The following is a 24,460-nucleotide window of genomic DNA, read 5'->3' on the forward strand; positions in this document are numbered from 1 at the left end:
GGCTCTCGGCGTCCAGGTCGCGGGCGACGGCGACGTCGTCACCGCCGGCGAGGCCGACGAGCGTCGGCAGCAGGTCCATCGTGGAGACCGGGGAGGCGACCCGGGACGGCGTGAACCGGCCGGGAGCCGAGACCACGAGCGGGACGCGGGCCGAGCCCTCGTAGAAGCTCATCTTGTACCAGAGCCCACGCTCGCCCTGCATGTCACCGTGGTCGCTGGTCAGGATCACGACGGTGTCGTCGAGGCGGCCGGTGACCCGCAGGATGTCGAGCAGCCGCGCCAGCCGGTCGTCGACGTAGGAGACGGCGCCGAGGTAGGCGTGGCGCGCGTCGCGGACCTTGTCGTCGGTGATCTCGACCTCGTCCATCGCGCAGACCGCGCGCAGGCGCTCGTCGTGCGGGTGGGTGATGCTCTCGTCGTAGCCGTACGACGGCATCGGGATCTCGTCGGCGTCGTAGCGGTCCCAGTACTCCTGCGGGATCGCGTAGGGGTCGTGCGGATGGGTGAACGACACCACGAAGCAGAACGGGCGGTCGTCGCCGGACCGGATGTGCTCGAAGAGCCCGCGCTCGGCGGCCCAGGCGACCTCGTCGTCGAAGTCGAGCTGGTTGGTGCGGATGGTCACGCCGGCGTCGGTGACCGAGGACATGTCGTGGTACCAGTGCGGGCGCTCGTCGCTGTCCCAGTCCGGCGTCCACTGGTAGTCGGCGGGGTAGATGTCGGTGGTCAGGCGCTCCTCGAAGCCGTGCAGCTGGTCGGGTCCGCAGAAGTGCATCTTGCCCGAGAGCACGGTGCGGTAGCCCTCGTTGCGCAGGTGGTGGGCGAACGTCGGGATCTCGGAGGAGAAGCCGGCCGCGTTGTCGTAGCAGTGGGTGTTCGACGGCAGCAGGCCGGTCATCAGCGCGCCTCGCGCCGGCGTGCACAACGGGCTCGCGGTGTAGGCGTTGTCGAACACGACACCGTTTTCGGCGAGCGACGCCATGGCCGGAGCCTGGGTGACCTCGTTGCCGTGGAAGGGCATGGCGGCGGTCGTCAGCTGGTCCGCCATCACGATCAGGATGTTCGGACGGTCGCGCGAGGTCACGCCTGGTGGGCTCCATCTGTGGGTGCGGCGGCCGGCGGTACGTCGCCGGTCGCGGTCTCGAGGGACGGGGTGTCGGAGATCAGGTGGCGCGTGTACTCCTGCTGCGGGTCGGCCAGGATCGAGGCGGTCTCGCCGTACTCGACGATGTTGCCGTCGGCCAGGACCGCGACCTTCTGCGCGATCGACCGCACGAGCGGGAGATTGTGCGTCACGAAGACCATCGACAGGCCGAGCTCGCGCTGCAGCTCACCGAGAAGCTCGACGATCGCCGCCTGGACGCTGACGTCGAGCGCGGAGGTGATCTCGTCGCAGATGAGCACGGACGGCTTGGAGATCAGCGCCCTTGCGATCGCGACCCGCTGACGCTCACCGCCGGAGCACTGGTCGGGGTACCGGCGCGCGTAGCCGGCCGACAGCGAGACCTGCTCGAGCATCTCCCCCACCATCGTCTCGGCCTTCTTGCCCGAGGCGATCTTGAAGACGCTGAGCGGCTGGCCGACGGACTCGCCGATGGTCTTGCGCGGGTTGAGCGAGCCGTAGGGGTTCTGGAAGATGTACTGGATCTGGCGGCGGATGTCGGTGCTGCGGGAGCGTGCCGACTTGGCCAGCTCGCTGTCGCCGAGCTTGATCGTGCCCGTCCAGTCGTGGTGCAGGCCCGCGATGGAACGCGCCGTCGTGGTCTTGCCCGATCCGGACTCTCCGACGACGGCGAGCACCTCGCCCTTCTCGAGCGTCATGTTGATCGAGTGCAGGACCTCGGTGGAGCCGTAGTAGCCCACGACGTTCTCGAGGGTGAGGACGGGTGTCTCCACCTCCGGAGGGGCCAGGTCGACCGGGTCGCCGTACTCGTCCTGCTGGTACTCGACCACCTCGAGCGCTCTGATGCAGCGCGAGGAGTGGTCGGGTGCGAGCTCGAGCATGTCGGGAACGGCCGCCTCGCACTCGTCGATGCGCAGCCGGCAGCGCGGTGCGAACGGGCACCCCGGCGGACGCATGCCCGGGGACGGGGCATGGCCGGGGATGCCGACGAGGCTGCGCCCGCCGCTCAGTCGCGGGATCGCGCCGACCAGCCGACGCGTGTAGGGGTGGCCGGACGACTCGAAGAGCTTGTCAGCGGGACCCAGCTCGACGATGCGGCCGGCGTACATCACCGCGACGCGCGTGGCCACCGCAGCGACGACCGCGAGGTCGTGGGTCACGTACAGCGCGGCGACCTCGTGGATCTGCGCGAGCTCGCGCACCGTGGCCAGGACCGTCGACTGGGTCGTCACGTCGAGACCCGTGGTCGGCTCGTCGAGGATGATCAGGCGCGGCCGGTTGGCGAACGCCATCGCCAGCCCGACGCGCTGCTGCTGACCCCCGGAGAGCTGGTGGGGGTATCGCTTCAGGTACGCCGGGTCGTCCGGCAGCGCGACCTCGCGCATCATCTCCGCGATCCGGGCCGCGTTGGCCTTGGAGTCGGTCTGCCCATGGGCCTCCAACACCTCGCGCAGCTGGATCCCGATGCGCAGAGCGGGGTTGAGCGACGAGGCGGGGTCCTGCGGGACGTAGGACACCAGGGATCCGCGCAACCTGCGGAGCTGGGCGTCGTTCATGGCCCGGATGTCCTGGTCGCCCAGCAGGATCGTGCCGCCGGCGATCTTCAGTCCGCGACGGGCGTGCCCGAGCAGAGACAGACCGACCGTGGTCTTGCCGGAGCCGGACTCGCCCACGACCCCGAGCACCTCACCCGGAGCGATCTCGAACGAGATCCCGTGGACCACCTCGACGCCGGAGTTGGTGGCGATCTGGAGGTCGCGCACCGTGACCGCGGCGCGTCTCCCCGTGGTCTCCGACTCGCTGTCGGGCAGCTGGTCGATGCTCACGCGTCACCTCGCTCGCGGTCGATGCCGGCGGCCGTGCGAGCGATGCCGTCACCGATCAGGCCGGTGCCCATGGTGAGCAGGGCGATGGCCAGGATCGGCAGCAACGCTCCCCACGGCTCGGAGGCCAGTGCGACCTGGTTCTTCTGGATCATGATGCCCCAGTTGGCCGCGTCCGGGTTCGCCGCCAGGCCCAGGAAGGCCAGGGCGGCGATCACCGCGATCGAGTAGGTCAGACGAAGGGTCGCCTCCACCATCATCGGGCCGAGGATGTTGGGCAGTAGCTCCCCGAACAGGATCCGTACCCGCGAGAGGCCCATGGCCTCGGTGGCGCCGATGAAGTCGCGTTCGACGACGGGTTGGGCCGCACCGCGTGCGACCCGGGCGACCCGTGGCGCCGTGGTCAGCGCGATGGCCAGGACGATCACGGAGTTCTTGGCACCGACCAGGCTGACCGCGACCAGGGCGAGCATGATCTGAGGGAAGGCCATGATCACGTCCATCAGGCGCATCAGGACGTCGTCGAGCGCGTTGCGGGCGTAGGCCGCGACAAGGCCGATGACGACACCGAGGACCACACCGATGACCGTGGACACCAGCGCGGTGACCAGGATGCCGCGGCCGCCGTACAGGAAGCGGCTGAGCACGTCGTACCCGAGGTAGTCGGTGCCGAACACCGTGCCGCTGGCCGACCCCGACGAGAACGGCTTGGCGATGAACTTGTCGGAAGCGTGCGGCGCCATCAGCGGCCCGAGGAGCGCGATCAGCACCAGGATCAGGGTGAACAAGACTCCGATGCGCGTGCGCCACAGTCGCAGTGATCTCGCGAGTAGCGCGGTCGAGCGCACGGACGGGGTCGGGACGTCGACGCCCTCGGCGAGGGCGGGGGCTGTCTCAGCCTGACTCATGACGTGGACCTCACAGTCGTGTCCGAAGACGGGGGGTCACCAGGATGGTGGCCACGTCGGCGAGAAGGTTCAGGACGACGTAGACCGCCGCGATGAGCATGGCGAGCGCCTGGACGACCGGGATGTCGTGGTTGGTCACCGCGTCGACCAGGCCGAGCCCGATCCCGGGGTAGTTGAAGACGGACTCGATGACGACGACGCCTCCGGCGAGGTAGGCGAGATTGATCGCGATCACCTGGAAGACCGGCCCGATCGCGTTGGGCAGCGCGTGCCGGATCAGCACGGTGCGTTCCGGGAGCCCCTTGAGCCGCGCCATCTCGACGTAGTCGCTCTCGAGCACCTCGATCATCGACGCCCGCATGATGCGGGAGACGTACGGCGCGACCGCGATCACCAACGTGGCCACGGGCATCACCAGCTCGTCGGGGTACTGCCAGGCATGGGTCCCGGGTGGCACCGGACTGATGGCCGGCAGCAGGTGGAAGACGTTGGTCGACAGCAGGATCACCAGCAGCACCGCCACCACGAACTCGGGCAGGGCCGCCAGCAGCAGCATCAGGTTGGAGGTGACGGTGTCGAAGGACTTCTCGCGTCGCAGTGCGGCGTACGAGCCGATCGCGATCGAGACCGGCACGGACACCACGGCCGCCAGCACCACGAGCACCGCCGAGTTGGCGATGCGGGAGCCGAGCACCGAGGTGACCGGCTGCGACGACGCCAGCGACGTCCCGAGGTCACCGTGCAGCAGGCCGCCCAGCCAGTGGAAGTACTGGCCCACCTTGGAGCTGTCGAGGTTCAGCTGTTTCTGCAGAGCCGCGAGTCGGTCGGGCGTCGCGTCGCGACCCAGGATCGCGCGGGCAGGATCTCCCAGCAGCTGGGTCGAGACGAACACGATGACCGACACCAGGAACAGCACCAGGAGGCCGAGGAGCAGCCTCCGGACGATGAAGCCGGCGATCCCACCACCGCGTAGCCACTTCATCGGTGGGATCCCCTTCAGGAGAACCAGATGGTGCGGAAGCCGTGTCCGAACCCGGCCAGGTTCAGGGTTCCCTTGCTCGGCTTGAGTCCCGCGACCTTCGTGGAGTGCCCGTCGATCAGGCTGTTGAAGTAGGGGATGATGTAGCCGCCGATGTCGTACTCGGCCTTCTGCATCTCGTGCTGGATCTCGATCCGCTTGTTGGTATCGGTCTCTCGGAGCGCCTGCTGGTACAGGTCGCCGAAGTTCGACCCCTCGCCCGACTTCGGCGGCCAGTGGGTCTCGTTGTACGGCGAGTTCGGCAGTGAGCCCTGCTGCACCTGGTTGAGGTAGCCGCGCGTGCCCCAGAAGTCCACGGAGAACGCCAGCTTGAGGTAGGCGTCGCCGTAGTAGTTGGGGTCGTTCTTCACGGTGATGTTCACGCCGGCGGCCTTGGCCTGCGACGCGAAGACGCTGGCGAGTTCCACCATCCCGGACGCGCCGTTGGTGGTGTGCAGGTCGACCGTGAGGCCTTCCTTGCCCGCCGACTTCAGCAGCGACTTGGCCTGCGCGATGTCCTGCTGACGCTGGGGCAGGTCCTTGTCGTAACCCTCGTCGAACGGCGAGTAGAGATCGTTGGCGATCTGACCGTAGCCCGACCCGATCTGGTCGAGGATCTGCTGGCGGTCGACGATCAGCCGCATCGCCTGCCGGACCTTGGGATCGTTGAACGGCGCCATGTCGATCGCCATGCAGATCGGGATCCAGCCGCCGGTCTGGGAGATCAGGGCCTCGACCCCAGAGGACTTGATCGCGTTCACCTGGTTGGCGGGGAGATCGGTCATGGCGTCGATCTGCCCACCCTTGAGTGCGTTGATCTGCGCCGTGGAGTCGCTGAAGTCGGTGATCGTGACCGAGTCGAACCACGAGTCGCGCCAGTAACCGTCGTAGCGCTCGTGCACGCTCTCCTGTCCCGGTGTGAAGCTCTTCAGCTTGTACGCGCCTGTGCCGATCTGGGTGGAGGGATCGCCCTTGAACGCCTTGTAACCCACCGGCACCATGCCGAAGGTGTAGCTGGCGAGCGTCTGCGGGATCGTGGAGTCGGGGCTCAGCAGCGGCAGCTGGACGGTGAGCTTGTCGACCTTCTTCAGGTTCTTGATGTCCATCGTCGCGGTCGCGGCGAAGCCGGTGAGGCCGTTCGCCTGTGTGCCGATGCGCTGCAGCGAGTAGATGACGTCGTCAGCCGTGAGCGGCTTGCCGTTCTGGAACGTGATCCCGTCACGCAGCTTGATCGTGTACTGCGTCGGGTTGTCGGCATGCACGCTCTCGGCCAGCCCGGTCGTCTGCAGCTGGTAGTCGTCGTCGAACTCGAGCAGGGTCTCGAACGCCGTGACCAGGCGCGCCTGGTCGGGCTTGGTGACGATGTTCTGGCCGTCCATCATGTCCTTGGACCCACCGCCGGTGACCCCCAGGCGGAAGTTCCCACCCTTCTTCGGGCTGCCGGCAGCTCCCGTGGCACCCGAAGGTGCGGGAGCACTGCCCCCGCCACACGCGGACAACGCGCTGGCGAGGACGACGCCTGCGGCGCCCATCACGAGCCCTCGCCGAGAGGGGACCCAGAGGCCGCCCTCCGGCTCAACCACCTGCCAGCGCTTCTGGTCTGATCCGGCCATCTGCGACGCCTCTCGCCCGCCGGTCGCTCTTCTCCATGCCACCGACGTCGGTGTAGAAGGCGTCCCGGGTGTTCGTATGATGAATGCACGGTTCACATGCGTGTCAAGCACCCAGACGCGGAAATTGGGACCTTGGCCGATATGTGACCCGAAAGTTGGGAAATTCGGCGCCGACGGTGCGCCCTGAGCAACGAGGGGTGCGCCATCAGCAACACCATCGGCGTGGATGACCTCGACACCTTCCGCGAGCCCCAGCGCCGGTTCGCTCACGTCGAGGTGCCAGCACCCGACCCGCGACCGTGGCCGCGCGACGACCGCCCGATCGAGGCATGCATCGCCGGAGCCGGTCGCGAGCTGGGTCTCGAGGAGTTCCTGGCGGTCACCTCGTCGACCTCCTGCGTGGTGGTCGTCGACGGCGTCCTGGTGCACGAGTGGTACGCCGACGGGGTCACCGCCGACGACCGACTGCTCGGCAACTCCGCCACGAAGTCCGCACTCTCGTTGCTCACCGGGATCGCGGTGGGGCGAGGCGAGCTACCCGATCTCGACGCACCGGTCCGCGACGTGGTCCCCGAGCTCGCCGTCGGCGGCTACGCGAAGGTCACGGTCCGCCAGGTGCTGACGATGACGACCGGTGTGGGCTGGGTCGAGGACTATCACGATCCCGACAGCGCCGCCTCGGCCATGATCGGCCGCTGGCGCGAGGGTCGCGGCGGCATCCGTGAGCTGCTGGCGGACATCCCGGCCGGTGACGCACCCGGCACCCGGTACGCCTACTGCAGCCCCGACTCGATGGTGCTCGACTGGGTCCGCGAACGGGTGACGGGCACGACGTACCCCGAGGCGCTGGCCGAGCTGTGGCGCACGGTCGGTGCGGAGCGGCCGGCCGTGGTCGGCCTGGACGCGCCGGTGGACACCGGCGGTGTCGCCATGGCCGCGGCCGCCCTGGCCGTGACGGCACGCGACTGGGCCCGGATCGGCTGGCTCCAGGTCGACGGGAGCTGGGACGGCCGGCCCGTGGTGGCCCGCAGCTGGGTCGACGCGAGCAGCCGCCCGGGGCTGCCGTTCCTGCGACCCGGCCGGCTGCCGAGCACGATCACCACCCACGCCGGCTTCGGGTACCACTGGTGGCCGACCACCGACGACGGGTCCTGCGTCATGGCCGACGGCATGCGCGGCCAGTTCGTGTACGTCGACCGTCCGCGCCGCACGGTGGTCGTCAAGACCTCTGCCTGGCCCTACGACGACGCCTGGTGGGACCGTCAGTGCCGCGACCTGTGCTACCTCGGACTGCCCGCCATCGCCGAGGCGGCTGCGCGCGCATGACCACTCGACGAACCTCGGCTCGTGGTCTGCAGGATCGGCGTGCTCGTGCCACCATGACGCCCGTGGCGACCGACACAGACCTCGCCGAGGTGGGCCCGGACACGGCGCTCCCCTCACGGGTGCAGTCCGTGGACCGAGCCATGCGGCTGCTCGAGGTGGTCGCCGCCACGGCACCCCGCGGCGAGACGGTGACCGCGCTGGCCGCCCGCTGCGACATCAACCGGGCCACGGCCTGGCGACTCCTCGGGACACTCGAGGCGCACAGCCTGGTCGAGCGTGACCCGACGACGAACCGGTACCGGATCGGGCTGGCGGTGATCAGGATGTCGGCGTCTGCCGGGTACGACGGGCTCGTCCGACGTACGCGTCACATCCTCGAGCGCGTCTCGGAGCAGACCGGAGAGACCGCCGACCTCGCGGTGGCCGGACAGCACGGCGTCACCTACGTCGGCGAGGTGGCGCCGCCGTCGGTGATGGCGATCAACTGGGTCGCCCGCGAGGTGCCGCTGCACGCAACCTCGACCGGCAAGGCGTTCCTGGCCTGGCTGCCGCCTGAGGAGGCGCGCGGACTGCTCGACGTCCCGCTCCCCCGGTTCACCGACACCACCGTCACCGACGCCGACCAGCTCATGAACGAGCTCGCCGCCATCCGTGAGCGCGGGTACGCCGAGTGCGCGGGCGAGCTCGAGCCGGCGCTGTACGGCGTTTCCGCCCCGATCCTGAACGTCGACGGCCGGCCGCTCGGCGTCTTCAGCATCTGGGGTCCGGCCGCCCGGGTCCCGGTGTCGCGCTTCGGCTCCCTCGGACCGCTGGCCGTCGAGGCCGCCGCGGAGGTCCGTGCCGCCCTCCTGGGCTGACGGCCCCGTCGACCGACCGGATCGAACGGCGGTTCAATCCGACCTGCGCGGACTCTTGACAACGAGCGTCCACGAGAGAAGCGTTTCGGATGATGCGACGACTGTTCGCATCGTGCACACATCCGCGCAATCCCAGGAGACGCTCATGCCGGCACGCAAGGTCATCATCACCTGCGCGGTGACCGGGTCGGCCCACACGCCGACCATGTCGCCGAACCTGCCCTACACCGCCGAGGACGTCGTCCAGCAGTCGGTGGACGCCGTCGAGGCCGGCGCCGCGATCATCCACCTTCATGCCCGCGACCCGAAGGACGGCCGGCCCACGGCCGACCCCGCGGTGTTCCTCGACTACCTCAAGGGCATCAAGGACTCCACCGACGCGGTCGTCTCGATCACCAGCGGCGGCGGCACCGGGATGTCGGTCGAGGACCGGCTCCGGGTCATCTACGAGACCCGGCCCGAGCTGTGCACCCTGAACCTCGGCACGTTCAACTACGGCAGCTTCCCGATGATCGCCAAGTACGCCGGCACCTGGAAGTTCGACTGGGAGGAGCCCTACCTCGAGAGCACCCGCGTCGAGCCGTTCATCAGCACCTTCGCCGACATCGAGCACATGCTGACCGACGTACGCCGGCAGACCGGGTCGCGCTTCGAGTACGAGGCCTACGACATCGGCCACCTCTACACGCTGGCCTACTACCTCGAGGCCGGACTCGTGGAGCCCCCGATCTTCCTCCAGACGATCATGGGCGTGATGGGCGGCATCGGTGCGCACGTGGAGCACCTCGCGCACATGAAGTCGACCGCCGACCGGCTCCTCGGCGACGCCTACGAGTGGTCGGTGCTCGGCGCCGGGCGCGACCAGTTCAACATGATCACCGCCTCGGCGGTGATGGGCTCGCACGTGCGGGTCGGGCTCGAGGACGGCCTGTTCATCGGGCGCGGACAGCTCGCCGAGTCCAACGCCGAGCAGGTCGCCAAGATCAAGCGGATCCTCGCCGAGCTCTCGATCGAGACCGCGACACCCGACGAGGCGCGCGAGATCCTCGGTCTCAAGGGACTGGACAAGGTCGGCTGGTGACCACCATCGGGCGGACCCGACCGGAGACGGTCGGGACGGTCACGGTCGTCGGCACGGGGGTCATCGGCGGCGGCTGGGCGGCCCACTTCCTGCGACGTGGGTACGACGTCGTCGCCTGGGACCCCGGTCCCGATGCGCGCGACCGGCTCGCCTCGCTGCTCGACTCGGCCTGGCCGTCGCTGGAGCGGCTGGGCCTGTCCGAGGGCGCGAGCCCGGACCGGTTGTGGTGGGCCGACACGCTCGAAGAGGCGCTGGCCGACACCGACTTCGTGCAGGAGTCCTCCCCCGAGGTGCTGGAGAGGAAGGTCGCCCTGCTGGCCCAGATCGACCGGGCCACGAGTCCCGAGGTGGTCGTCGCGTCGAGCACGTCAGGTCTGCTGATGACCGACATGGCGGTCGACTGCGTCCATCCGCACCGGTTCCTCGTCGGGCACCCGTTCAACCCGCCGTACCTCATTCCGCTCGTCGAGGTCGTCGGTGGGCAGAAAACCGCTCCCGAGGCGGTCACCTGGGCCGAGACGTTCTACACCGCTGCCGGGAAGACGGCGTTGACGATGGAGCAGGAGGTGCCTGGGTTCGTGGGCAACCGGCTCCAGGAGGCGCTGTGGCGCGAGGCGCTCCACATGGTCGACTCGGGCCAGGCCACGGTGCAGCAGATCGACGACTCGATCGCGTACGGCCCGGGGCTGCGCTGGGCGATCATGGGCCCGATGCTGACCTTCCACCTCGCCGGCGGCCCGGGTGGGATGGGGCACATGCTCGACCACTTCGGCCCTGCGCTGCTCGAGCCGTGGACCAGGCTCGACGCCCCGGAGCTGACCAGCGAGCTGCGCGACCGGGTCGTGGCGGGAGCCGTCGACGAGGCCCGCGGGCGCTCGGTGGCCGAGCTCGAGCGGAAGCGGGACGCGTTCCTGGTCGACCTGCTGCTCCTGCTCGAGCGGCACCGCGGCGATGGGTGAGCGGGAGCCGGCGACCGACCTGCCGGGGACGCCGTTCACGGCGTACCGAGAGCTGGTGCGCCCCGAGTGGCTGGACTACAACGACCATCTCAACGACGCCAGCTATGCGATCGCGCTGACCACGGCCCACGAGCTCGTGCTCGAGAGCCTCGGACTGAGCGCCGAGTACCGCGCGAGCCACGGTGCCTCGATGTTCACCGTCGAGATGCACCTGCGGTACGTCGCCGAGGTCGCCGGGGGTCAGACCCTGACGGCGGCCACGACACTTGTCGAGGCCGACCACAAGCGGCTCCGCCTGCACAGTGAGCTGTATGCCGACGGCGTCCTGGCCGCGACCGGCGAGTGTCTGTACGTTCACGTCGACACGGTCGGAGGCCGGACCGCTCCGTTCCCGGCCGACCGCCAGGCCCGGGTCGACGCGATGCGCGCCGCCCACGCGGGGCTGCCCCGGCCGGCCCATCTGGGCCTGGGCGCCGGAGCGCGGCCGTGAACGAGCGGATCACGACGCCGTACGAGGGGCGTCCGGCCGTCTGGGACGAGACGGCCGAGATCGAGGCTCCGCTGCGCCTCCACCGGTCCACGGCCCCGCCGGAGTGGATGGACTACAACGACCACATGAGCGAGTCGTGCTTCCTGCTCGCGTTCGGCGACAACGCCGACGCATTCTTCCGCTTCCTCGGCGTCGACGAGGCCTACCGGGCAGGTGGCCACTCGCTCTACACCTCCGAGACGCACCTGCACCATCGGCACGAGGTCGCGCTCGGAGACCCCCTCGAGATGAGCTTGCAGCTGCTGGACCACGACCGGCGGCGGCTGCACATCTTCCACGAGATGCGCAAGGGTGGCTCCGGCGTCCTGCTGGCCTCGGCCGAGCAGCTGCTGGTGCACGTGGACACGCGGGCGGGGCGGTCGGCCGACCTCCCGACGCACCTGCTCGAGAGGCTCGACGCGATCGCGGCGACACACGCCGCCCTCCCGACGCCCGACGTGGTCGGTCGACCCATGGGCATCAGGCACTGACGGCAGGAAGGACCGGAGCGGAATGGACTTCGACCTCGACGACGAGCAGAAGGCGGTCGTCGACACGGTGCGCACGTTCGTCACGCGGGAGCTCTACCCCCACGAGGAGGAGGTCGAGCGGCTCGGCGACGTACCGGCCGAGCTGGTGAGGCACATCCGCAAGCGCGCGATCGATGCCGGTCTCCACGCGGCCAACATGCCGGAGAAGCTCGGCGGAGGAGGGCTGGACGCCGTGTGCATGACCCTCGCCGAGCGCGAGCTCGGCAGGGCCAGCTACGCCCTCCAGTGGCTGGTCGCCCGTCCGAGCAACATCCTGCAGGCGTGTGAGGGCGAGCAGCGGGAGCGCTACCTGCTCCCGGCGATCCGCGGCGAGCGCTACGACTGCCTGGCCATGACCGAGCCCGGCGCCGGATCCGACGTACGGTCCATGACCACGCGTGCCGTCCGCGACGGCGACGACTACGTGATCGACGGCACCAAGCACTTCATCAGCCATGCCGACAAGTCCGACTTCGTCATCCTGTTCGCGAGCACGGGCAGCGAGGAGGTGCGGGGCCGGAAGGTCAACCTGATCACCGGGTTCCTGGTCGACCTGGACACGCCTGGACTGACCGTCGTCCCCGGGCCCGACAGCGTCTCGCATCGCGGCTACCACCACAGCGAGCTGGTCTTCGAGGGCTGCCGGGTGCCGGCCGCCAACCGGCTCGGCGAGGAGGGCCGCGGCTTCGACCTCATGGGCGAGTGGCTCGGCGCGAGCCGGCTCACCGTCGCCGCCACCTGCGTCGGGCGGGCACGGCGCGTGCTGGACATGACGACGCGCTGGGCGGCTGACCGCCACCAGTTCGGCCAGGCGATCGGCAAGTTCCAGGGCGTGAGCTTCCAGCTCGCCGACATGGTGACCGAGCTCGAGGCGGCCGAGCTGCTCACGCTCCGCGCCGCCTGGAAGCTCGACCAGGGCACCATGACCGACCAGGACGCGGCCATGGCGAAGGTGTTCGCCTCCGAGGCGCTCGGACGGATCACCGACCGGGCGCTCCAGGTGCACGGCGGCATGGGGCTGATGACCGAGCTGCCGATCGAGCGGTTCTGGCGTGACGCGCGGGTCGAGCGCATCTGGGACGGCACCAGCGAGGTGCAGCGGCACATCATCAGCCGCTCGCTGCTCCGCCCGCTCGGCGCCTGAGGCCACCGTGCCCGACAGCTCGCGCCTCCGACGGCTCCTGAACCCCCGCAGCGTCGCAGTCATCGGCGGACGGCCGGCCGAGGTGGCCGTCGAGCAGTCGCGGGCGATCGGGTACGCCGGAGACATCTGGCCGGTCCACCCCACCCGGGAGCACCTGGGCGGCGTTCCCTGTCTCGCGGACCTGTCGCAGCTGCCCGGCGTACCGGACGCGGCGTTCGTCGCCGTCAACCGCGAGCGGTCCGTCGAGGTGGTCCGTGAGCTCAGGCGGCTCGGCGTCGCCGGCGTGGTGTGTCATGCCTCGGGGTACGCCGAGGACGGCGAGGACGGCGCTCGGCTGCAGCAGGAGCTGGTGGCGGCCGCCGGCGAGATGGCACTGATCGGGCCGAACTGCCTGGGGTTCGTCAACTACCTCGACGGTGCTGCGCTGTGGCCGGAGCAGCAGGGCGGGGTCCGGGTCGACCGAGGCGTCGCGCTGATCGCGCAGAGCGGCAACATCACCGAGAACCTCACGATGCAACGGCGCTCGCTCCCGATCGCCACGCTGGTCACGATCGGCAACAGCGCGGTGACCGGCGTCGTCGACCTGGTGGAGGCGATGCTGGACGACCCCCGGATCACCGCGATCGGACTGTGCCTGGAGGAGATCCCCGAGGTGTCGGCGTTCTCTGCGGTCGCCCTCGAAGCGCTGCGCCGACGGGTCCCGATCGTCGCGCTCAAGCTCGGCTCCTCCGAGCTCGGCGCCCGGGTGACCCTGAGCCACACCAGCTCTCTCGCGGACTCCGACGTACTCGTCGACGCGCTCTTCCGGCGGCTCGGGATCGCCCGGCTCCACGACGTCGAGACGTTCCTCGAGACGCTCAAGCTGGTGCACGTGCAGGGCTGCCGGCCCGGCGTGCGGATCGCGTCGGCCAGCTGCTCGGGCGGGGAGGCGGCGATGCTCGCCGACCTCGCGCACCGGGCCGGGCTGGAGCTGTCCGCGCTGCCCGACGAGGTGAGCGGGAGGCTGCACGACGTGCTCGGGGACCGGGTGTCGGTACGCAACCCGCTCGACTACCACACCTTCATCTGGGGTGACGCCGAGCGCCTCACGGACTGCTTCACCGCGCTGCTCGAGGCCGGTCTCGACCAGCACCTGCTGATGCTCGACCTCCCCCGCGGCGACCGGTGCGACGTCAGCGAGTTCGAGACCACGGTCGCCGCGTGGGAGGCGGCGCAGGCCAAGACCGGTGCGCGCGCCTGTGTCGTGGCCTCGCTTCCTGAGTCGATGCCCGAGGACGTCGGCCGCCGGCTGATGGCCGCCGGGATCGCGCCGATGCAAGGCCTCGGCAGCTGCCTGTCCGCGATCGCCGCGGCCGCACGCATCGGCGCGGCGCAGGTAGCGGCCGACGAGGTCCTCGCGCTGCCACCCGCCGGACCCGGCCTTGCCGGCGAGGTCGAGACGTGGGACGAGGTGCGGGCCAAGGCCGCCCTCACGACGTACGGACTCGAGACGCCGGCGGCGCGCGTGGTGGACGACGTGGAGGCGCTCGCGGAGGCCGCCGCGTCGGTGGGCTTCCCGGTCGTGCTCAAGGCGATGGTCGACGGGCTGGCGCACAAGTCGGACGTCGGCGGCGTCGTCGTCGGGCTCGACTCGCCGGAGGCGGTACGCCGTGCCGGCGCGGGGATGGCCTGTCTCGCCGGGAGGTTCCTGGTCGAGCACATGGTCGAGGGCGCAGCGCTGGAGCTGCTGATCGGCGTCCAACGAGACCCGCGGCTCGGCCTCGCGCTGACCGTGGGTGCCGGCGGCGTGCTGGTCGAGCTCGTCGACGACACGGCGAGCGTGCTCCTGCCCGCGACCCGCTCCGAGATCCGCGAGGCGCTCGCCCGGCTCCGTGTGGGCCCGGTGCTCACCGGCTTCCGCGGACACAGCGTCGACCTCGAGGCCGTCGTGTCGGCGGTCCAGGCCGTGGCCGCGTTCGCGATCGACCATGCCGATCGCCTGGTCGAGGTCGAGGTCAACCCGCTGCTGGTGCTCCCGGACGGGGCGATGGCGGTCGACGCACTGATCCGGTTGGCTGGCCCGAGGCGCGAGGAGGAGGCCGGTCGTGGTTGAGGCAGTGCGCACCGAGATCGTCGGCGCGGTCCTCGTCGTCACCCTCGACCGCCCGACCGCGAACGCGATCGACGTACCCACGAGCCGAGCCCTCTATGACGCCTTCGCCCGGCTCGAGTCCGACGACGCCCTGCGGGTCGGGATCGTCACCGGTGCCGGCGAACGCTTCTTCTCGGCCGGGTGGGACCTCAAGGCCGCCGTCGCCGGCGAGGCCGTCGACGCCGACCACGGGCCGGGCGGGTTCGCCGGCCTGACCGAGCTCTTCGGCCGCAGCAAGCCGGTGATCGCGGCCGTGAACGGGCTTGCGCTCGGCGGCGGGCTCGAGCTCGCGCTCGCCGCCGACCTGATGGTCGTCGCCGAGCACGCCGAGCTGGCGCTGCCCGAGGTGCGCGTGGGCGTGGTTGCGGACTCCGGGGGCCTGCTCCGGCTGCCACGACGGCTCCCGGAGGCGGTGGCCCGGGAGATGCTGCTGACCGGCCGGCGGATGGGCGCCGACGAGGCGGTGCGGTGGGGACTGGCGAGTCGCAGGGTGCCCGCGGCCGATTTGATGGATGCCTCGCTCGAGCTCGCGGGCGAGATCATCGCCGGAGCTCCCCTCGCGGTCGCGGCGATCCAGGAGGCGCTGGCCGCGACCGCCGGGCTCCACGTACGCGACGGCTTCGCTCTGATGCGCTCCGGCGAGCTCGCGGCGTACGCCCGGATGCTGCGGTCCGAGGACGCCGTCGAAGGGCCCCGCGCCTTCGCCGAGAAGCGCGCGCCGCACTGGCGCGGGCGGTGAGCGCGCGTCTGCAGAACCGCGTGGACGAGGTGACTCATGAGGCCACGGTGGTCTCGCCGGCTCGGACCAGGATGACTCCGCCGACGACCAGGAGGCCCCCGAGCAGCTGGAGGCCGCCCGGCAGCTGGCCGAGCAGCAGCCAGGCGAAGACCACGCTGAACAGCACCTCGAACAGCCCCACGAACGACGCCAGCCGCGCCCCGAGTGCACGGCTCGCCAGGATGCCCGACACGTAGGAGACGGCGGCCGTCACCACGCCCAGAGCCAGCACCGGGAGCCACCAAGGGACGCTCGCCCCGTTGTACGTCGCGGCATCCGCCGACGCCGTCATCGAGACCAACCCGAGCCCGCCGGCGACACCGAGGGCGATCGAGCCGACCACCAGGCCCCCCGCGGCCAGGGCGATCGGTGGCAACGCGTTGTCCTCGCCCGCGGAGGTGACGAAGAAGAACGCGCAACCGACCATCCCGCCGAGCGCCCACAGCAGGCCGATGCCGTCCACCGAGCCGACCGAGAACACATCCAGCACGAGCAGCAGACCGGCGATCGCGACGGTCGCGCCGGTGACCGTCAGCTGCGAGGGCGCCTGTCGGTGTCGCGCCCAGAGCCAGCCGACGACGGCGACCGGCGCGACGTACTCGACCAGGATGGCGACGGCGACCGGGAGTCGGCCGACCGCGTTGAAGTAGGCGAACTGGCAGCCCGCCACGGAGACCAGACCGAACGCGAGCACCAGCCCGGCGTTGGCCCGGAGCAGGTGCCACCGGCCACGCAGCGCCTTCACGGCCGGGACGATCAGCACGAGGGCGCCCAGTCCGATCCGGCAGAGCACCAGCGCCGCCGCCGACCACCCGGTCTCGAGCAGACCGGAGGCGAGCGCGCCCGACATCCCGAACGACGCGGCTGCGAGCAGGGCGAAACCGAGTCCGACCCTGGTACGCCGCCCGGGTGCGGCCACGGTGTCATGAGTCATCGTCGCCATGACACATGACATTACGGGTCAGTCGTGTAATCTGTCAACGTGGTCTTCACCCATGACACGGAGTCGGCGCTGCTGGCCGCGGCCGCCCTGGTGAACTCCGCCGTGGAGCCCGACACCCTGACGAGCCGGGAGGAGCTCACGGCGTTCCTGGACACGCACGAGTTCACCGGTGCGCGGACCGGAACGGCGGCGGAGCTGGCCGCGGTGCGCGGGCTGCGGCCCCGGCTGCGCGCTCTGATGACCAGCGAACGGGACACCGCCGCCGACCTGGTCAACGACGTCCTCGTGGAGGAGGGTGCACTCCCCCAGCTGGTGCGACACGATCGCCACGACTGGCACATCCACGCGGTGTCGGCCGACGCCCCCGTGGCGACCCGCATCGCGGTCGAGGCGGCGATGGCGATGATCGACGTGATCCGGGCCGACGAGATGTCTCGGCTGAGCGTCTGCGCCGACGCGGACTGCGAGGGCATCGTCCTGGACCTCTCGCGCAACAGGTCGCGCCGCTTCTGCAGCACCACGTGCACGAACCGGGCCGCGGTGGCGGCGTACCGTGCCCGGCAGAGGTGATCGGCGGAGGTGATCGGCGGGGTTTCCGGACGCCCATCGTCCGGAAGGGTCGCTAACGTGCGGGCCATGGCTATCGCACGCTTCCCGAGCTTCGTGCTCGACTGTCCCGATCCCGTGTCGATCGCGACCTTCTACGGCGCCCTGCTGGGTTGGGAGGTGAAGGCCTCCGAGGAATGGGGTGAGGTGCGCTCACCCGACGGTCAGCAGTGCATCTGCTTCCAGCCGGTCGCGGACTACCGGGCCCCGCAGTGGCCCGGCCAGGACGTGCCCCAACAGATGCACCTCGACGTGATGGTCGAGGACCTGGACGCCGGCGAGGAGGCCGTGCTGCAGATCGGCGCGACCAGGCACGAGCACCAGCCGGGGACGACGTTCCGGGTCTTCCTCGACCCGGCCGGTCATCCGTTCTGTCTCTGCGTCGACTAAGGAGGATGTCGTGGTCCCGACCAGCGTCGCCGACAACAGGCCCGGCTCGACCAACGAGGCGCTCACGGTCCGCGCGCTCGGTCCGGACACCTGGGACGCCTTCGCCGACCTCGTGGAGCGCCACAAAGGCGTGTTCGGCGGCTGCTGGTGCACGTGGTTCCAGACGATGCATGCGGAGAAGACGTTCGAGACAGGGAGCAACCGCGACCTCAAGGAACGCCTGGTCCGCGAGGGCCGGGCCCATGCCGCGCTGGTCTTCGACGGCGAGGTCGCCGTGGCGTGGGCCGAGTACGGCAGCTGTGCGGAGCTGCCGAACATCTACCACCGCAAGCAGTACGACGAGGAGACGGACCTCTCTCCCGACTACCGGATCACCTGCATCTTCGTGGACAAGAGGTATCGCCGCCGCCATGTCACGGCCGTCGCGCTGCGCGGAGCCGTCGAGCTGATCGCGCAGGCGGGTGGCGGCATCGTCGAGGGCTACCCGCACGACCCCGAGGGCAGGCGTGTCGCCGTGCTCTACAACGGCACGCGCAGCCTGTTCGAGAACGAGGGGTTCGAGCTGGTACGGCGGAAGGGCCAGCGCAACACGGTGATGCGGAAGACGGTGGTCCAGGCTCCCTGAGCCTGGACCATCAGATCGGGTGGGACAGCGAGTAGCGCGCCCCGGTCGAGGTGTCGATGAGTGCCGACCGCACGCCGGTCGCCACGAGCGGCAGCACGTCGTACACCAGGGCCGCGACCGTCGACAGGTCGCTGAGGTGCAGGCGCGGCGCCAATGTCAGGTGGGGCACCCAGGACCCGGGCTCGTAGTGCCGGTGGAGCTCCGCGCCCGTGCCGACCGTCGCCGCCACGACAGCGGCCTGCCGCTCGACCAGCGGTGCGCTCACCGCCGGTGCCAGCCAGCACCGGCTGCGGCGGAACGTGCCGAAGGCGTCGAGGTGCAACGCCAGGGGCGGCTGCTCCGGCAGCGCGTCCAGGGCGGCGCGCACCTCGTCGAGGTCGTAGCTGCGCAGCGCGGCCCACGTCAGGTGGGGCACGTGGAGCCCATGGGTGTGGGTCAGCAGGGTCGCGACGCCGGCATCCTCCAGGCGCCGCCAGAGCCGGCGTACGGCGGCGTCGGCGCGGTCGTCGAGCAGGAGACAGACGGCCAGCGTCACGAGGGGCCGGATCCGGCGGCGTCGAGGAACCGCCGCAGCACCTCGAGGAACACCGCCGGCTGCTCGGAGTGCACCCAGTGACCGGCGTCCTTGACCGTCACCAGCCGGTTGGCGGGGAACCAGCGCTCCATGGCCTCGGCGTACGCCGGCATCACGTAGTCGGAACCTGCTCCGGCGACCCACAGCACCGGTCCCCGGTACGGCGGGACGTCGGCGAGCTGATCCTCGGGCCAGCCACCGATCTCGGGAAGGGCCTCGCCGAGCACGTCGAGGTTGACCTGCCACCGCCAGCCCTCCCCGTCTCGGCGCAGGTTCTGCAGCAGGAAGCCACGCACGGTCGGGTCGGGGACCGCCTCGGCGAGGGCAGTGTCCGCGTCGCTCCGCTGGGACAGCGAGTTGAGCGGCAGTCCCCGCATCGCCGTGACGTATCCCTGGAACTCCGACAGCCGGTCGTAGGCGACCGGGGACACGTCGACCACGCAGAGTCGCTCGACGAGCTCGGGATGCGTCAGCGCGAGCACCATCGCGACCTTGCCGCCCAGCGAGTGTCCGACCACGGCGACGGGGTCGTCGGCGTCCAGAATGGCGGCCACCTCGTCGGCGATCCGCAGGTAGTCGAAGTGGTCGTCCCACGGCGAGCGACCGTGGTGGGGCAGGTCGACGAGGAGCACCCGATGCCGGTCGGCGAGTGCCTTGCCGACCTGGGTCCAGTTGCGCCCTTGGCCGAACAGACCGTGGGCGAAGACCACCCGGGAGCCGTGGTCGCCGAACTCCGTGGTGTGCAGGGGGCGAAGCACGGTCAGAAGTCGAACCCGTCGAAGACATCCCCGATGCCGTCGCCGATCCCCGACGCCAGGTCGCCGATGCCGTCGAACACGTCTCCCATCCCGTCGCCGACCCCCGCGGCCAGGGCTCCGAGCCCGTCACCGAGCCCCTCGAACATGAAGCCCATGAAGATCCAGTCGAGCGGCCCGAAACCGCCGAAGTAGCCGGCGGCGTACGGCCGGTAGGCGCGCCCGCCCTGCCAGTACGGCACGCGCTGGGTGCCCACCATGACCTGCCGGATGTCCGGCTCGGCGCCCGCCCTCACCCGCTCGGCATCCAGTGCGCAAGCGGGCACCTGCCGCTCCGCACCGCCGACGGGGGCGTAGGGAACGTCGTCGACCGACAGCCCGTGCCGCGGGTCGAAGAAGCACGGCGGGCGGCGTTGCGGAAGTGGGTCGCCGGCGACCCGGGCCTTGACGCAGGCCATGGCGTAGCGGCCGTCCTCGAGGATCTTGGTGACGTCCTGCACCTGCTCGGGACGGGTGATGGCGTCGGCGGCGGTCTTGGCAGCCTCGTAGGCGTCGAGCGCCCTCTGGTAGTCGGCGTTCGCGCCCTCGTCGAGCGGCTTGCCGGCCAGCTCGATGTCGAGATCCTGCAGCTCCACCCCGAGAGCGGTCACGTCCTCGAAGGCCAGCTTCTTGACCGGCTCGAGCTCGGCCGCGGCCCGCTCGGCGGCCGCTTCCCTGCTTCGCCGGCGTACGACGACGAACGCCGCCACCGCCAGCACGACCAGGACCAGGAGCACCACGCCACCCATGCCCAGAGCCTACGTGCGAGCCTCCACTCCGGCAGCGCGAAGGGCGCGCCCGCCCATCTCGGCGAGCGCGGCGCGGAGCTCGGCCGGCTCCTGCACCTCGAACTCCCAGCCCAGCAGGGCGAGATGGAACGCCAGGCCGTACAAGGTCTCGCCTCCCGCCTCGAGCAGCGTCGTCTCGTCGTCGATCGCGGACAGCACGACGGAGCGGACGCTGGTGCGCTCGGCGACCTCGCTCAGGGGCGCGTGCACGACGATCCGCGCCTGGAAGCGGTACGCCGCGCTGGCCACGGCACGCTGGACGAACGCCGCCGGGTCCTCGTGCTCCCGCTCGCGGAACCGCCACGTCGTCGGCTCGACCTTCGTCATCCGGTCGAGCCGGAACGTGCGCCAGTCGTCGCGGTCGACGTCGTAGGCCATCAAGTACCAGCGCCGGCCGGTCGCCACCAGCCCGACCGGCTCGACGGTGCGCGCACTGGGGGTCTGGTCACGCGACTCGTAGGCGAAGCGCACCCGCACCGTGTCGCGGACCGCCCGTGCCAGCCGGAGCAGGGCGTCTCCGTCGACCGCCGCCTGCCCGGAGTCGAGTGTCTGCGTCGCTGCGTGGATCGCCCGCACCTCGCTCCGCAGCCGGGGCGGCATCACCTGGTCGAGCTTGGCGAGGGTGCGCAGCGCGGCTTCACTCGCCCCGGAGACGGTGCCGCCCGCCGCCATCCGCAGCGACACCGCCACGGCCACCGCCTCGGCGTCGTCGAGGAGCAGTGGCGGGACACCACGGCCGCGGCCGAGCTGGTAGCCGCCGCCGACGCCCTGCGTGGCCTCCACCGGGTAGCCCAGGGCTCGGAGCCGTTCCATGTCGCGGCGGATGCTGCGCGTGGTGACGCCGAGCCGCTCGGCGAGCTCCGGACCGGTCCAGACCGGCCGCTGCTGGAGCAGCCCGAGCAGTCGCAGCACCCGCTCGGTGGTCTCGGCCATGTCCCGAAGTCTGCCATCGATAGCGGACAGTACCTGTCCTGTTTTGGGTCGACACTGGTGGCATCACCCCAGAAAGGAACAGTCATGGCCCTCCACGTCCCACCCGTCGCGAACGAGCGCGACGCGATCGCAGCCTTCCTGTCCCAGGCCCAGGACTCCTTCCGGGCGATCCTGCACGGGCTCACGCCACGTCAGGCCGCGCTCGCCCCGAGCGCGTCGACGCTGAGCGTCGGCGGGCTGGTCAAGCACGTGACCTCGGTGCAGCACACCTGGCTGGCGAGCGCCGAGGCCGCACCCGAGCTGCCGGACGCCTCCGGAGGCGTCGTGGACCACCTCGAGGGCTTCATCTTCCGCGAGACCGACTCGCTCGAGGACCTGCTGGCGGCGTACGACGAGGTGAGCGCCTCGGTGATCGACGCCGTACGCCGTCTCGACCTGGACACGCCCGTTCCGGTGCCCGACGCCCCGTGGTTCCCGAAGGACGTCGAGGCGTGGAGCGTCCGCTGGGTCTGGTGGCACCTGATGGAGGAGCTGAGCCGGCACGCCGGGCACGGCGACATCGTCCGCGAGACCATCGACGGCGCCACGATGTACTCCCTGGTCGCCGCCCGCGATGGCCTCCCCGATCTCCCATGGATGCCGGTGTGGAAGCCGGTCGACCCGCCGTTCACGTCCGGGGTCTCGACGGTGCGGCTGCACGCGGCGGACCTCGCGGCCGCGCGCACGTGGTACGCCGACCTGCTCGGCGCCGAGCCGTACTTCGTCCGAGACGAGTACGTCGAGTGGCGCCTCGGACCGCACGCCCACGAGCTCGGCATCCTGGACCTGACGTACGCACCCGGCGGATCTGCGGAGCACGAGCCGGGCGGAACGGTGACCTACTGGCAGGTGGAGGACGTCGACGCGGCTCTGGCCGACCTGCTCGCCCGGGGCGCGGCCGTTCGCGAGGAGGTTCGCGAGTTCGGCGGTGGCTACCGTGGCGCGGTGCTGGTCGACCCCTTCGGCAACGCGCTCGGGATCATGCAGCGCCCGGTGACGGCGAGCACCGGGGCGCCCCGAGCCACCGCGGAGGCGGTGGCATGAGCGTCGCCCTCGCCCGCGGCTGGAACGAGACCCTGCGCGACCAGCTCGACTTCCACTACCGACGGCTGTTCCGGCCGCGGGTGGAAGGGCTCACCGACGAGGAGTACCTCTGGGAACCGGTACCGGGCTGCTGGAGCATCCGGCCGCGCGGCACCAGTCCGTCGCCAGCTCCGATCGGCGCCGGCGACCTGCAGCGCGACGACGCGCCGGACGACCCCGACCCGGCTCCGGTCACGACGATCGCGTGGCGGATCGCGCACATGACGGTCGAGTGCCTCTCGATGCGCACCATGAACCACTTCGACGGCCCGAACGCGCACTGGGAGGCGTGGGAGTACACCGAGTACGCCGACCGGGCGCTCGCCCAGCTCGACGCTGCGTACGACGGCTGGTCGGCCGGGGTGGCGAGCCTCGGCGAGGAGGGGCTCGCCCGCGCGGTCGGCCCGGCGGAAGCGCCCTGGGCCGAGTCGCCGTACGCCGACCTGGTCCTGCACATCAACCGCGAGCTGATCCACCACGGGGCGGAGATCTGTCTGCTCCGCGACCTGTACGCCCACCGCACTGCCGAGGAGCTCCGATGAGCCGCACCGTCCAGATCACCTTCGACTGCGCCGACCCGAACGCCCTCGCCGCCTTCTGGAACGAGGCGCTCGGCTACCGCTACGACTCTCCCCCGCCCGGCTTCGCGACGTGGGAGGAGGCGCTCGAGCACTTCGGCGTACCCGAGGAGGACCGCAACAACGCCTCCGCCTCGATCGACCCCGAGGGCGCGGGGCCCCGGCTGTGGTTCCAGAAGGTTCCCGAAGGGAAGGTGGCCAAGAACCGCCTGCACCTCGACGTCCGCGCGGCCCCGGGGCTCGAGGGCGATGAGCGCATGACAGCCCTCGAGGCCGAGTGCGAGCGATTGGTGGCGCTGGGCGCCACCAGGGTACGCCGCTTCGAGCCCGAGCCGCCGATGAGCGCGGGGTACATCGTGATGCAGGATCCGGAAGGAAACGAGTTCTGCCTCGACTGAACAGAGGTTTCGAGCTTCATTCTCGTCGGGGTCGATATCGGATCCAGGCGCTTTCGACACCGGGTTTGGTTGGTGGTTTGAATTCGGGTTTGTGGTCGTCGGGGTTGAGCCTGACTTGCCAGGGTGAGTCGTGGATGACCCGGTGATGGTGGCCGCAGAGGAGCACGAGGTTTTCGAGTTTCGTCTCGCCGCCGAGGATCCAGTGCCGGATGTGGTGGGCGTGACACATCAACGGCGGCCGGTCACAGCCGGGGAACGCACAGTGCCGGTCCCGGATCACCAGGGCGGCCCAGATCGCCACGGTGACCAGCCGCCAGGCCCGGCCCACATCCAGGGGTTCGCCGCGGCTGCCGAGGACGGCGGGGATGATCTCGGCGTCACAGGCCAACCGGCGGATGGTCGAGCCCGACAGCTCGGTGCCGTCCCCCGGTCACCCCGACCCGATCCCGATTCCGACGAGCCCAGTGACCGCGGTATCGGCAAGACCCCGCCTGGAGGTCGTCGTGGCCGATGGTGACCATCAGCCGGGCCGGGGCACCGTGCGAGGCGGGTGGCAGGTCGGTGTCCAGGGCGTGCTGAGCGGTCTGGACCAGGGCGTCCCAGAGCCGGGTGCCGTGGTCGCGCGGGTCGGGCACCAGGGTCCCGTCGTGGTCGTCGACCGCCGGAGCCGGTGCGGTCAGTGGAGGAGGGCGGCTTTGAGGAGGGCGCCGTCCTCGGCGCAGCCGCGGCCCGTGACCCGGACCCCGCCGGCACCATCGGCAGCGATGGACAGGTACCGGCCCCGGTGCGCGGCGCGTTCCTCCCGCGCCAGCTGTCGCCCGAGCCGGCGGTCCTCGCCGTCGGGGTCGACCACATGCACCAGATGCCGACCCACCCGACCCAGGTCGCA

The 24,460-nt window shown here is 70.7% G+C and carries 27 protein-coding genes; 15 read left to right on the forward strand and 12 right to left on the reverse strand.

All coding sequences use genetic code 11. From position 1 onward, the window contains the following. From betC to VGK78_RS12830, 5 genes are all read right to left on the reverse strand, one after another. On the reverse strand, positions 1-1,084 hold a 1,084-nt coding region (gene betC / locus VGK78_RS12810), incomplete at its 3' end, for a choline-sulfatase (RefSeq protein ID WP_331528037.1). After that, positions 1,081-2,949, reverse strand: a complete 1,869-nt coding sequence (locus VGK78_RS12815) for an ABC transporter ATP-binding protein (protein WP_331528038.1) — start codon at positions 2,947-2,949, stop codon at positions 1,081-1,083. The genes VGK78_RS12815 and betC, both read right to left, overlap by 4 nt. Continuing rightward, positions 2,946-3,854 carry an ABC transporter permease gene (locus VGK78_RS12820; RefSeq protein ID WP_331528039.1) on the reverse strand — a complete coding sequence of 303 codons (909 nt, stop codon included), beginning with the start codon at positions 3,852-3,854 and terminating at the stop codon, positions 2,946-2,948. The genes VGK78_RS12815 and VGK78_RS12820 overlap by 4 nt, the downstream gene beginning before the upstream one ends. Positions 3,855-3,864: 10 nt before the next feature. Continuing rightward, positions 3,865-4,836, reverse strand: a complete 972-nt coding sequence (locus VGK78_RS12825) for an ABC transporter permease (protein ID WP_331528040.1) — start codon at positions 4,834-4,836, stop codon at positions 3,865-3,867. A 14-nt stretch (positions 4,837-4,850) separates the two neighbouring features. Further along, positions 4,851-6,485, reverse strand: coding sequence for an ABC transporter substrate-binding protein (locus VGK78_RS12830; RefSeq protein WP_331528041.1), 1,635 nt, complete (start codon positions 6,483-6,485; stop codon positions 4,851-4,853). A 222-nt stretch (positions 6,486-6,707) separates the two neighbouring features. Between VGK78_RS12830 and VGK78_RS12835 the strand changes: the two genes are divergently transcribed. The 9 genes from VGK78_RS12835 (at position 6,708) to VGK78_RS12875 (ending at position 15,781) form a co-directional block, all read left to right on the forward strand. Next, positions 6,708-7,811 carry a serine hydrolase domain-containing protein gene (locus tag VGK78_RS12835; protein ID WP_331528042.1) on the forward strand — a complete coding sequence of 368 codons (1,104 nt, stop codon included), beginning with the start codon at positions 6,708-6,710 and terminating at the stop codon, positions 7,809-7,811. A 62-nt stretch (positions 7,812-7,873) separates the two neighbouring features. Next, positions 7,874-8,668 (forward strand): IclR family transcriptional regulator, encoded by a 795-nt coding sequence (locus VGK78_RS12840; RefSeq protein ID WP_331528043.1) that lies wholly within the window; start codon positions 7,874-7,876, stop codon positions 8,666-8,668. A gap of 145 nt (positions 8,669-8,813) precedes the next feature. Continuing rightward, a complete protein-coding gene (locus tag VGK78_RS12845; RefSeq protein WP_331528044.1) occupies positions 8,814-9,749 on the forward strand; it encodes a 3-keto-5-aminohexanoate cleavage protein in 936 nt (311 codons plus the stop codon). Continuing rightward, positions 9,746-10,708 (forward strand): 3-hydroxyacyl-CoA dehydrogenase NAD-binding domain-containing protein, encoded by a 963-nt coding sequence (locus VGK78_RS12850; protein WP_331528045.1) that lies wholly within the window; start codon positions 9,746-9,748, stop codon positions 10,706-10,708. Before VGK78_RS12845 ends, VGK78_RS12850 begins: the two co-directional genes overlap by 4 nt. Then, the gene (locus VGK78_RS12855) at positions 10,701-11,198 is read left to right on the forward strand and encodes a thioesterase family protein (protein ID WP_331528046.1); all 498 of its coding nucleotides are present in this window, start codon (positions 10,701-10,703) and stop codon (positions 11,196-11,198) included. The genes VGK78_RS12850 and VGK78_RS12855 overlap by 8 nt, the downstream gene beginning before the upstream one ends. Then, positions 11,195-11,728, forward strand: coding sequence for a thioesterase family protein (locus VGK78_RS12860; RefSeq protein WP_331528047.1), 534 nt, complete (start codon positions 11,195-11,197; stop codon positions 11,726-11,728). Before VGK78_RS12855 ends, VGK78_RS12860 begins: the two co-directional genes overlap by 4 nt. A 22-nt stretch (positions 11,729-11,750) precedes the next feature. After that, the gene (locus VGK78_RS12865; protein WP_331528048.1) at positions 11,751-12,911 is read left to right on the forward strand and encodes an acyl-CoA dehydrogenase family protein; all 1,161 of its coding nucleotides are present in this window, start codon (positions 11,751-11,753) and stop codon (positions 12,909-12,911) included. A gap of 7 nt (positions 12,912-12,918) precedes the next feature. After that, the gene (locus VGK78_RS12870; RefSeq protein ID WP_331528049.1) at positions 12,919-15,003 is read left to right on the forward strand and encodes an acetate--CoA ligase family protein; all 2,085 of its coding nucleotides are present in this window, start codon (positions 12,919-12,921) and stop codon (positions 15,001-15,003) included. Beyond that, on the forward strand, positions 14,996-15,781 hold the full coding sequence (locus VGK78_RS12875; RefSeq protein WP_331528050.1) for an enoyl-CoA hydratase-related protein: 786 nt from the start codon (positions 14,996-14,998) through the stop codon (positions 15,779-15,781). Before VGK78_RS12870 ends, VGK78_RS12875 begins: the two co-directional genes overlap by 8 nt. Positions 15,782-15,815: 34 nt before the next feature. On the opposite strand, the gene VGK78_RS12880 is transcribed toward VGK78_RS12875, so the two are convergent. Beyond that, the gene (locus tag VGK78_RS12880; protein ID WP_331528051.1) at positions 15,816-16,754 is read right to left on the reverse strand and encodes a DMT family transporter; all 939 of its coding nucleotides are present in this window, start codon (positions 16,752-16,754) and stop codon (positions 15,816-15,818) included. Positions 16,755-16,802: 48 nt separating this feature from the next. Here VGK78_RS12880 and VGK78_RS12885 point away from each other — a divergent pair, with 48 nt between their 5' ends. The 3 genes from VGK78_RS12885 (at position 16,803) to VGK78_RS12895 (ending at position 18,384) form a co-directional block, all read left to right on the forward strand. Then, positions 16,803-17,333, forward strand: coding sequence for a CGNR zinc finger domain-containing protein (locus VGK78_RS12885; protein WP_331528052.1), 531 nt, complete (start codon positions 16,803-16,805; stop codon positions 17,331-17,333). Positions 17,334-17,399: 66 nt separating this feature from the next. Next, positions 17,400-17,759, forward strand: coding sequence for a VOC family protein (locus tag VGK78_RS12890; protein WP_331528053.1), 360 nt, complete (start codon positions 17,400-17,402; stop codon positions 17,757-17,759). A gap of 10 nt (positions 17,760-17,769) precedes the next feature. After that, the gene (locus VGK78_RS12895; protein WP_331528054.1) at positions 17,770-18,384 is read left to right on the forward strand and encodes a GNAT family N-acetyltransferase; all 615 of its coding nucleotides are present in this window, start codon (positions 17,770-17,772) and stop codon (positions 18,382-18,384) included. A 10-nt stretch (positions 18,385-18,394) separates the two neighbouring features. Here VGK78_RS12895 and VGK78_RS12900 read toward each other — a convergent pair whose 3' ends face one another. The 4 genes from VGK78_RS12900 to VGK78_RS12915 are packed head-to-tail and all read right to left on the reverse strand — an operon-like array spanning position 18,395 to position 21,473. Continuing rightward, a complete protein-coding gene (locus VGK78_RS12900; RefSeq protein ID WP_331528055.1) occupies positions 18,395-18,919 on the reverse strand; it encodes a 2'-5' RNA ligase family protein in 525 nt (174 codons plus the stop codon). Beyond that, positions 18,916-19,716: an alpha/beta fold hydrolase gene (locus tag VGK78_RS12905; protein ID WP_331528056.1), complete on the reverse strand. Its 801-nt coding sequence runs from the start codon at positions 19,714-19,716 to the stop codon at positions 18,916-18,918. Before VGK78_RS12905 ends, VGK78_RS12900 begins: the two co-directional genes overlap by 4 nt. Positions 19,717-19,718: 2 nt before the next feature. Further along, the gene (locus tag VGK78_RS12910; RefSeq protein ID WP_331528057.1) at positions 19,719-20,501 is read right to left on the reverse strand and encodes a hypothetical protein; all 783 of its coding nucleotides are present in this window, start codon (positions 20,499-20,501) and stop codon (positions 19,719-19,721) included. Between the two features lie 9 nt (positions 20,502-20,510). Beyond that, positions 20,511-21,473 carry a helix-turn-helix transcriptional regulator gene (locus tag VGK78_RS12915; protein ID WP_331528058.1) on the reverse strand — a complete coding sequence of 321 codons (963 nt, stop codon included), beginning with the start codon at positions 21,471-21,473 and terminating at the stop codon, positions 20,511-20,513. A gap of 84 nt (positions 21,474-21,557) precedes the next feature. Between VGK78_RS12915 and VGK78_RS12920 the strand changes: the two genes are divergently transcribed. From VGK78_RS12920 to VGK78_RS12930, 3 genes are read left to right on the forward strand one after another with little or no spacing between them, the layout of a single operon-like run. Beyond that, positions 21,558-22,556 (forward strand): DUF664 domain-containing protein, encoded by a 999-nt coding sequence (locus tag VGK78_RS12920; protein WP_331528059.1) that lies wholly within the window; start codon positions 21,558-21,560, stop codon positions 22,554-22,556. Next, on the forward strand, positions 22,553-23,137 hold the full coding sequence (locus VGK78_RS12925) for a DinB family protein (RefSeq protein ID WP_331528060.1): 585 nt from the start codon (positions 22,553-22,555) through the stop codon (positions 23,135-23,137). Before VGK78_RS12920 ends, VGK78_RS12925 begins: the two co-directional genes overlap by 4 nt. Then, positions 23,134-23,571 (forward strand): VOC family protein, encoded by a 438-nt coding sequence (locus VGK78_RS12930; RefSeq protein ID WP_331528061.1) that lies wholly within the window; start codon positions 23,134-23,136, stop codon positions 23,569-23,571. The genes VGK78_RS12925 and VGK78_RS12930 overlap by 4 nt, the downstream gene beginning before the upstream one ends. Before the next feature lie 16 nt (positions 23,572-23,587). On the opposite strand, the gene VGK78_RS12935 is transcribed toward VGK78_RS12930, so the two are convergent. Together VGK78_RS12935 and VGK78_RS12940 are read right to left on the reverse strand one after the other, a co-directional pair. Continuing rightward, positions 23,588-23,959 carry an HNH endonuclease signature motif containing protein gene (locus VGK78_RS12935; RefSeq protein WP_331528062.1) on the reverse strand — a complete coding sequence of 124 codons (372 nt, stop codon included), beginning with the start codon at positions 23,957-23,959 and terminating at the stop codon, positions 23,588-23,590. A 288-nt stretch (positions 23,960-24,247) separates the two neighbouring features. Next, positions 24,248-24,445 carry a hypothetical protein gene (locus VGK78_RS12940; protein WP_331528063.1) on the reverse strand — a complete coding sequence of 66 codons (198 nt, stop codon included), beginning with the start codon at positions 24,443-24,445 and terminating at the stop codon, positions 24,248-24,250. Between the last annotated feature and the right edge of the window lie 15 nt (positions 24,446-24,460).

This window comes from Nocardioides sp. (assembly GCF_036503465.1).
Lineage (GTDB): Bacteria > Actinomycetota > Actinomycetes > Propionibacteriales > Nocardioidaceae > Nocardioides.

Excerpts from the sequence above, each read along its gene's own strand:
- VGK78_RS12855 (WP_331528046.1), top strand. The coding sequence starts at position 10,701 with ATGGGTGAGCGGGAGCCGGCGACCGACCTGCCGGGGACGCCGTTCACG.
- VGK78_RS12825 (WP_331528040.1), bottom strand. The coding sequence starts at position 4,836 with ATGAAGTGGCTACGCGGTGGTGGGATCGCCGGCTTCATCGTCCGGAGG.
- VGK78_RS12925 (WP_331528060.1), top strand. The coding sequence starts at position 22,553 with ATGAGCGTCGCCCTCGCCCGCGGCTGGAACGAGACCCTGCGCGACCAG.
- VGK78_RS12880 (WP_331528051.1), bottom strand. The coding sequence starts at position 16,754 with ATGACTCATGACACCGTGGCCGCACCCGGGCGGCGTACCAGGGTCGGA.
- VGK78_RS12865 (WP_331528048.1), top strand. The coding sequence starts at position 11,751 with ATGGACTTCGACCTCGACGACGAGCAGAAGGCGGTCGTCGACACGGTG.
- VGK78_RS12930 (WP_331528061.1), top strand. The coding sequence starts at position 23,134 with ATGAGCCGCACCGTCCAGATCACCTTCGACTGCGCCGACCCGAACGCC.
- VGK78_RS12820 (WP_331528039.1), bottom strand. The coding sequence starts at position 3,854 with ATGAGTCAGGCTGAGACAGCCCCCGCCCTCGCCGAGGGCGTCGACGTC.
- VGK78_RS12920 (WP_331528059.1), top strand. The coding sequence starts at position 21,558 with ATGGCCCTCCACGTCCCACCCGTCGCGAACGAGCGCGACGCGATCGCA.
- VGK78_RS12910 (WP_331528057.1), bottom strand. The coding sequence starts at position 20,501 with ATGGGTGGCGTGGTGCTCCTGGTCCTGGTCGTGCTGGCGGTGGCGGCG.
- VGK78_RS12915 (WP_331528058.1), bottom strand. The coding sequence starts at position 21,473 with ATGGCCGAGACCACCGAGCGGGTGCTGCGACTGCTCGGGCTGCTCCAG.
- VGK78_RS12890 (WP_331528053.1), top strand. The coding sequence starts at position 17,400 with ATGGCTATCGCACGCTTCCCGAGCTTCGTGCTCGACTGTCCCGATCCC.
- VGK78_RS12845 (WP_331528044.1), top strand. The coding sequence starts at position 8,814 with ATGCCGGCACGCAAGGTCATCATCACCTGCGCGGTGACCGGGTCGGCC.
- VGK78_RS12830 (WP_331528041.1), bottom strand. The coding sequence starts at position 6,485 with ATGGCCGGATCAGACCAGAAGCGCTGGCAGGTGGTTGAGCCGGAGGGC.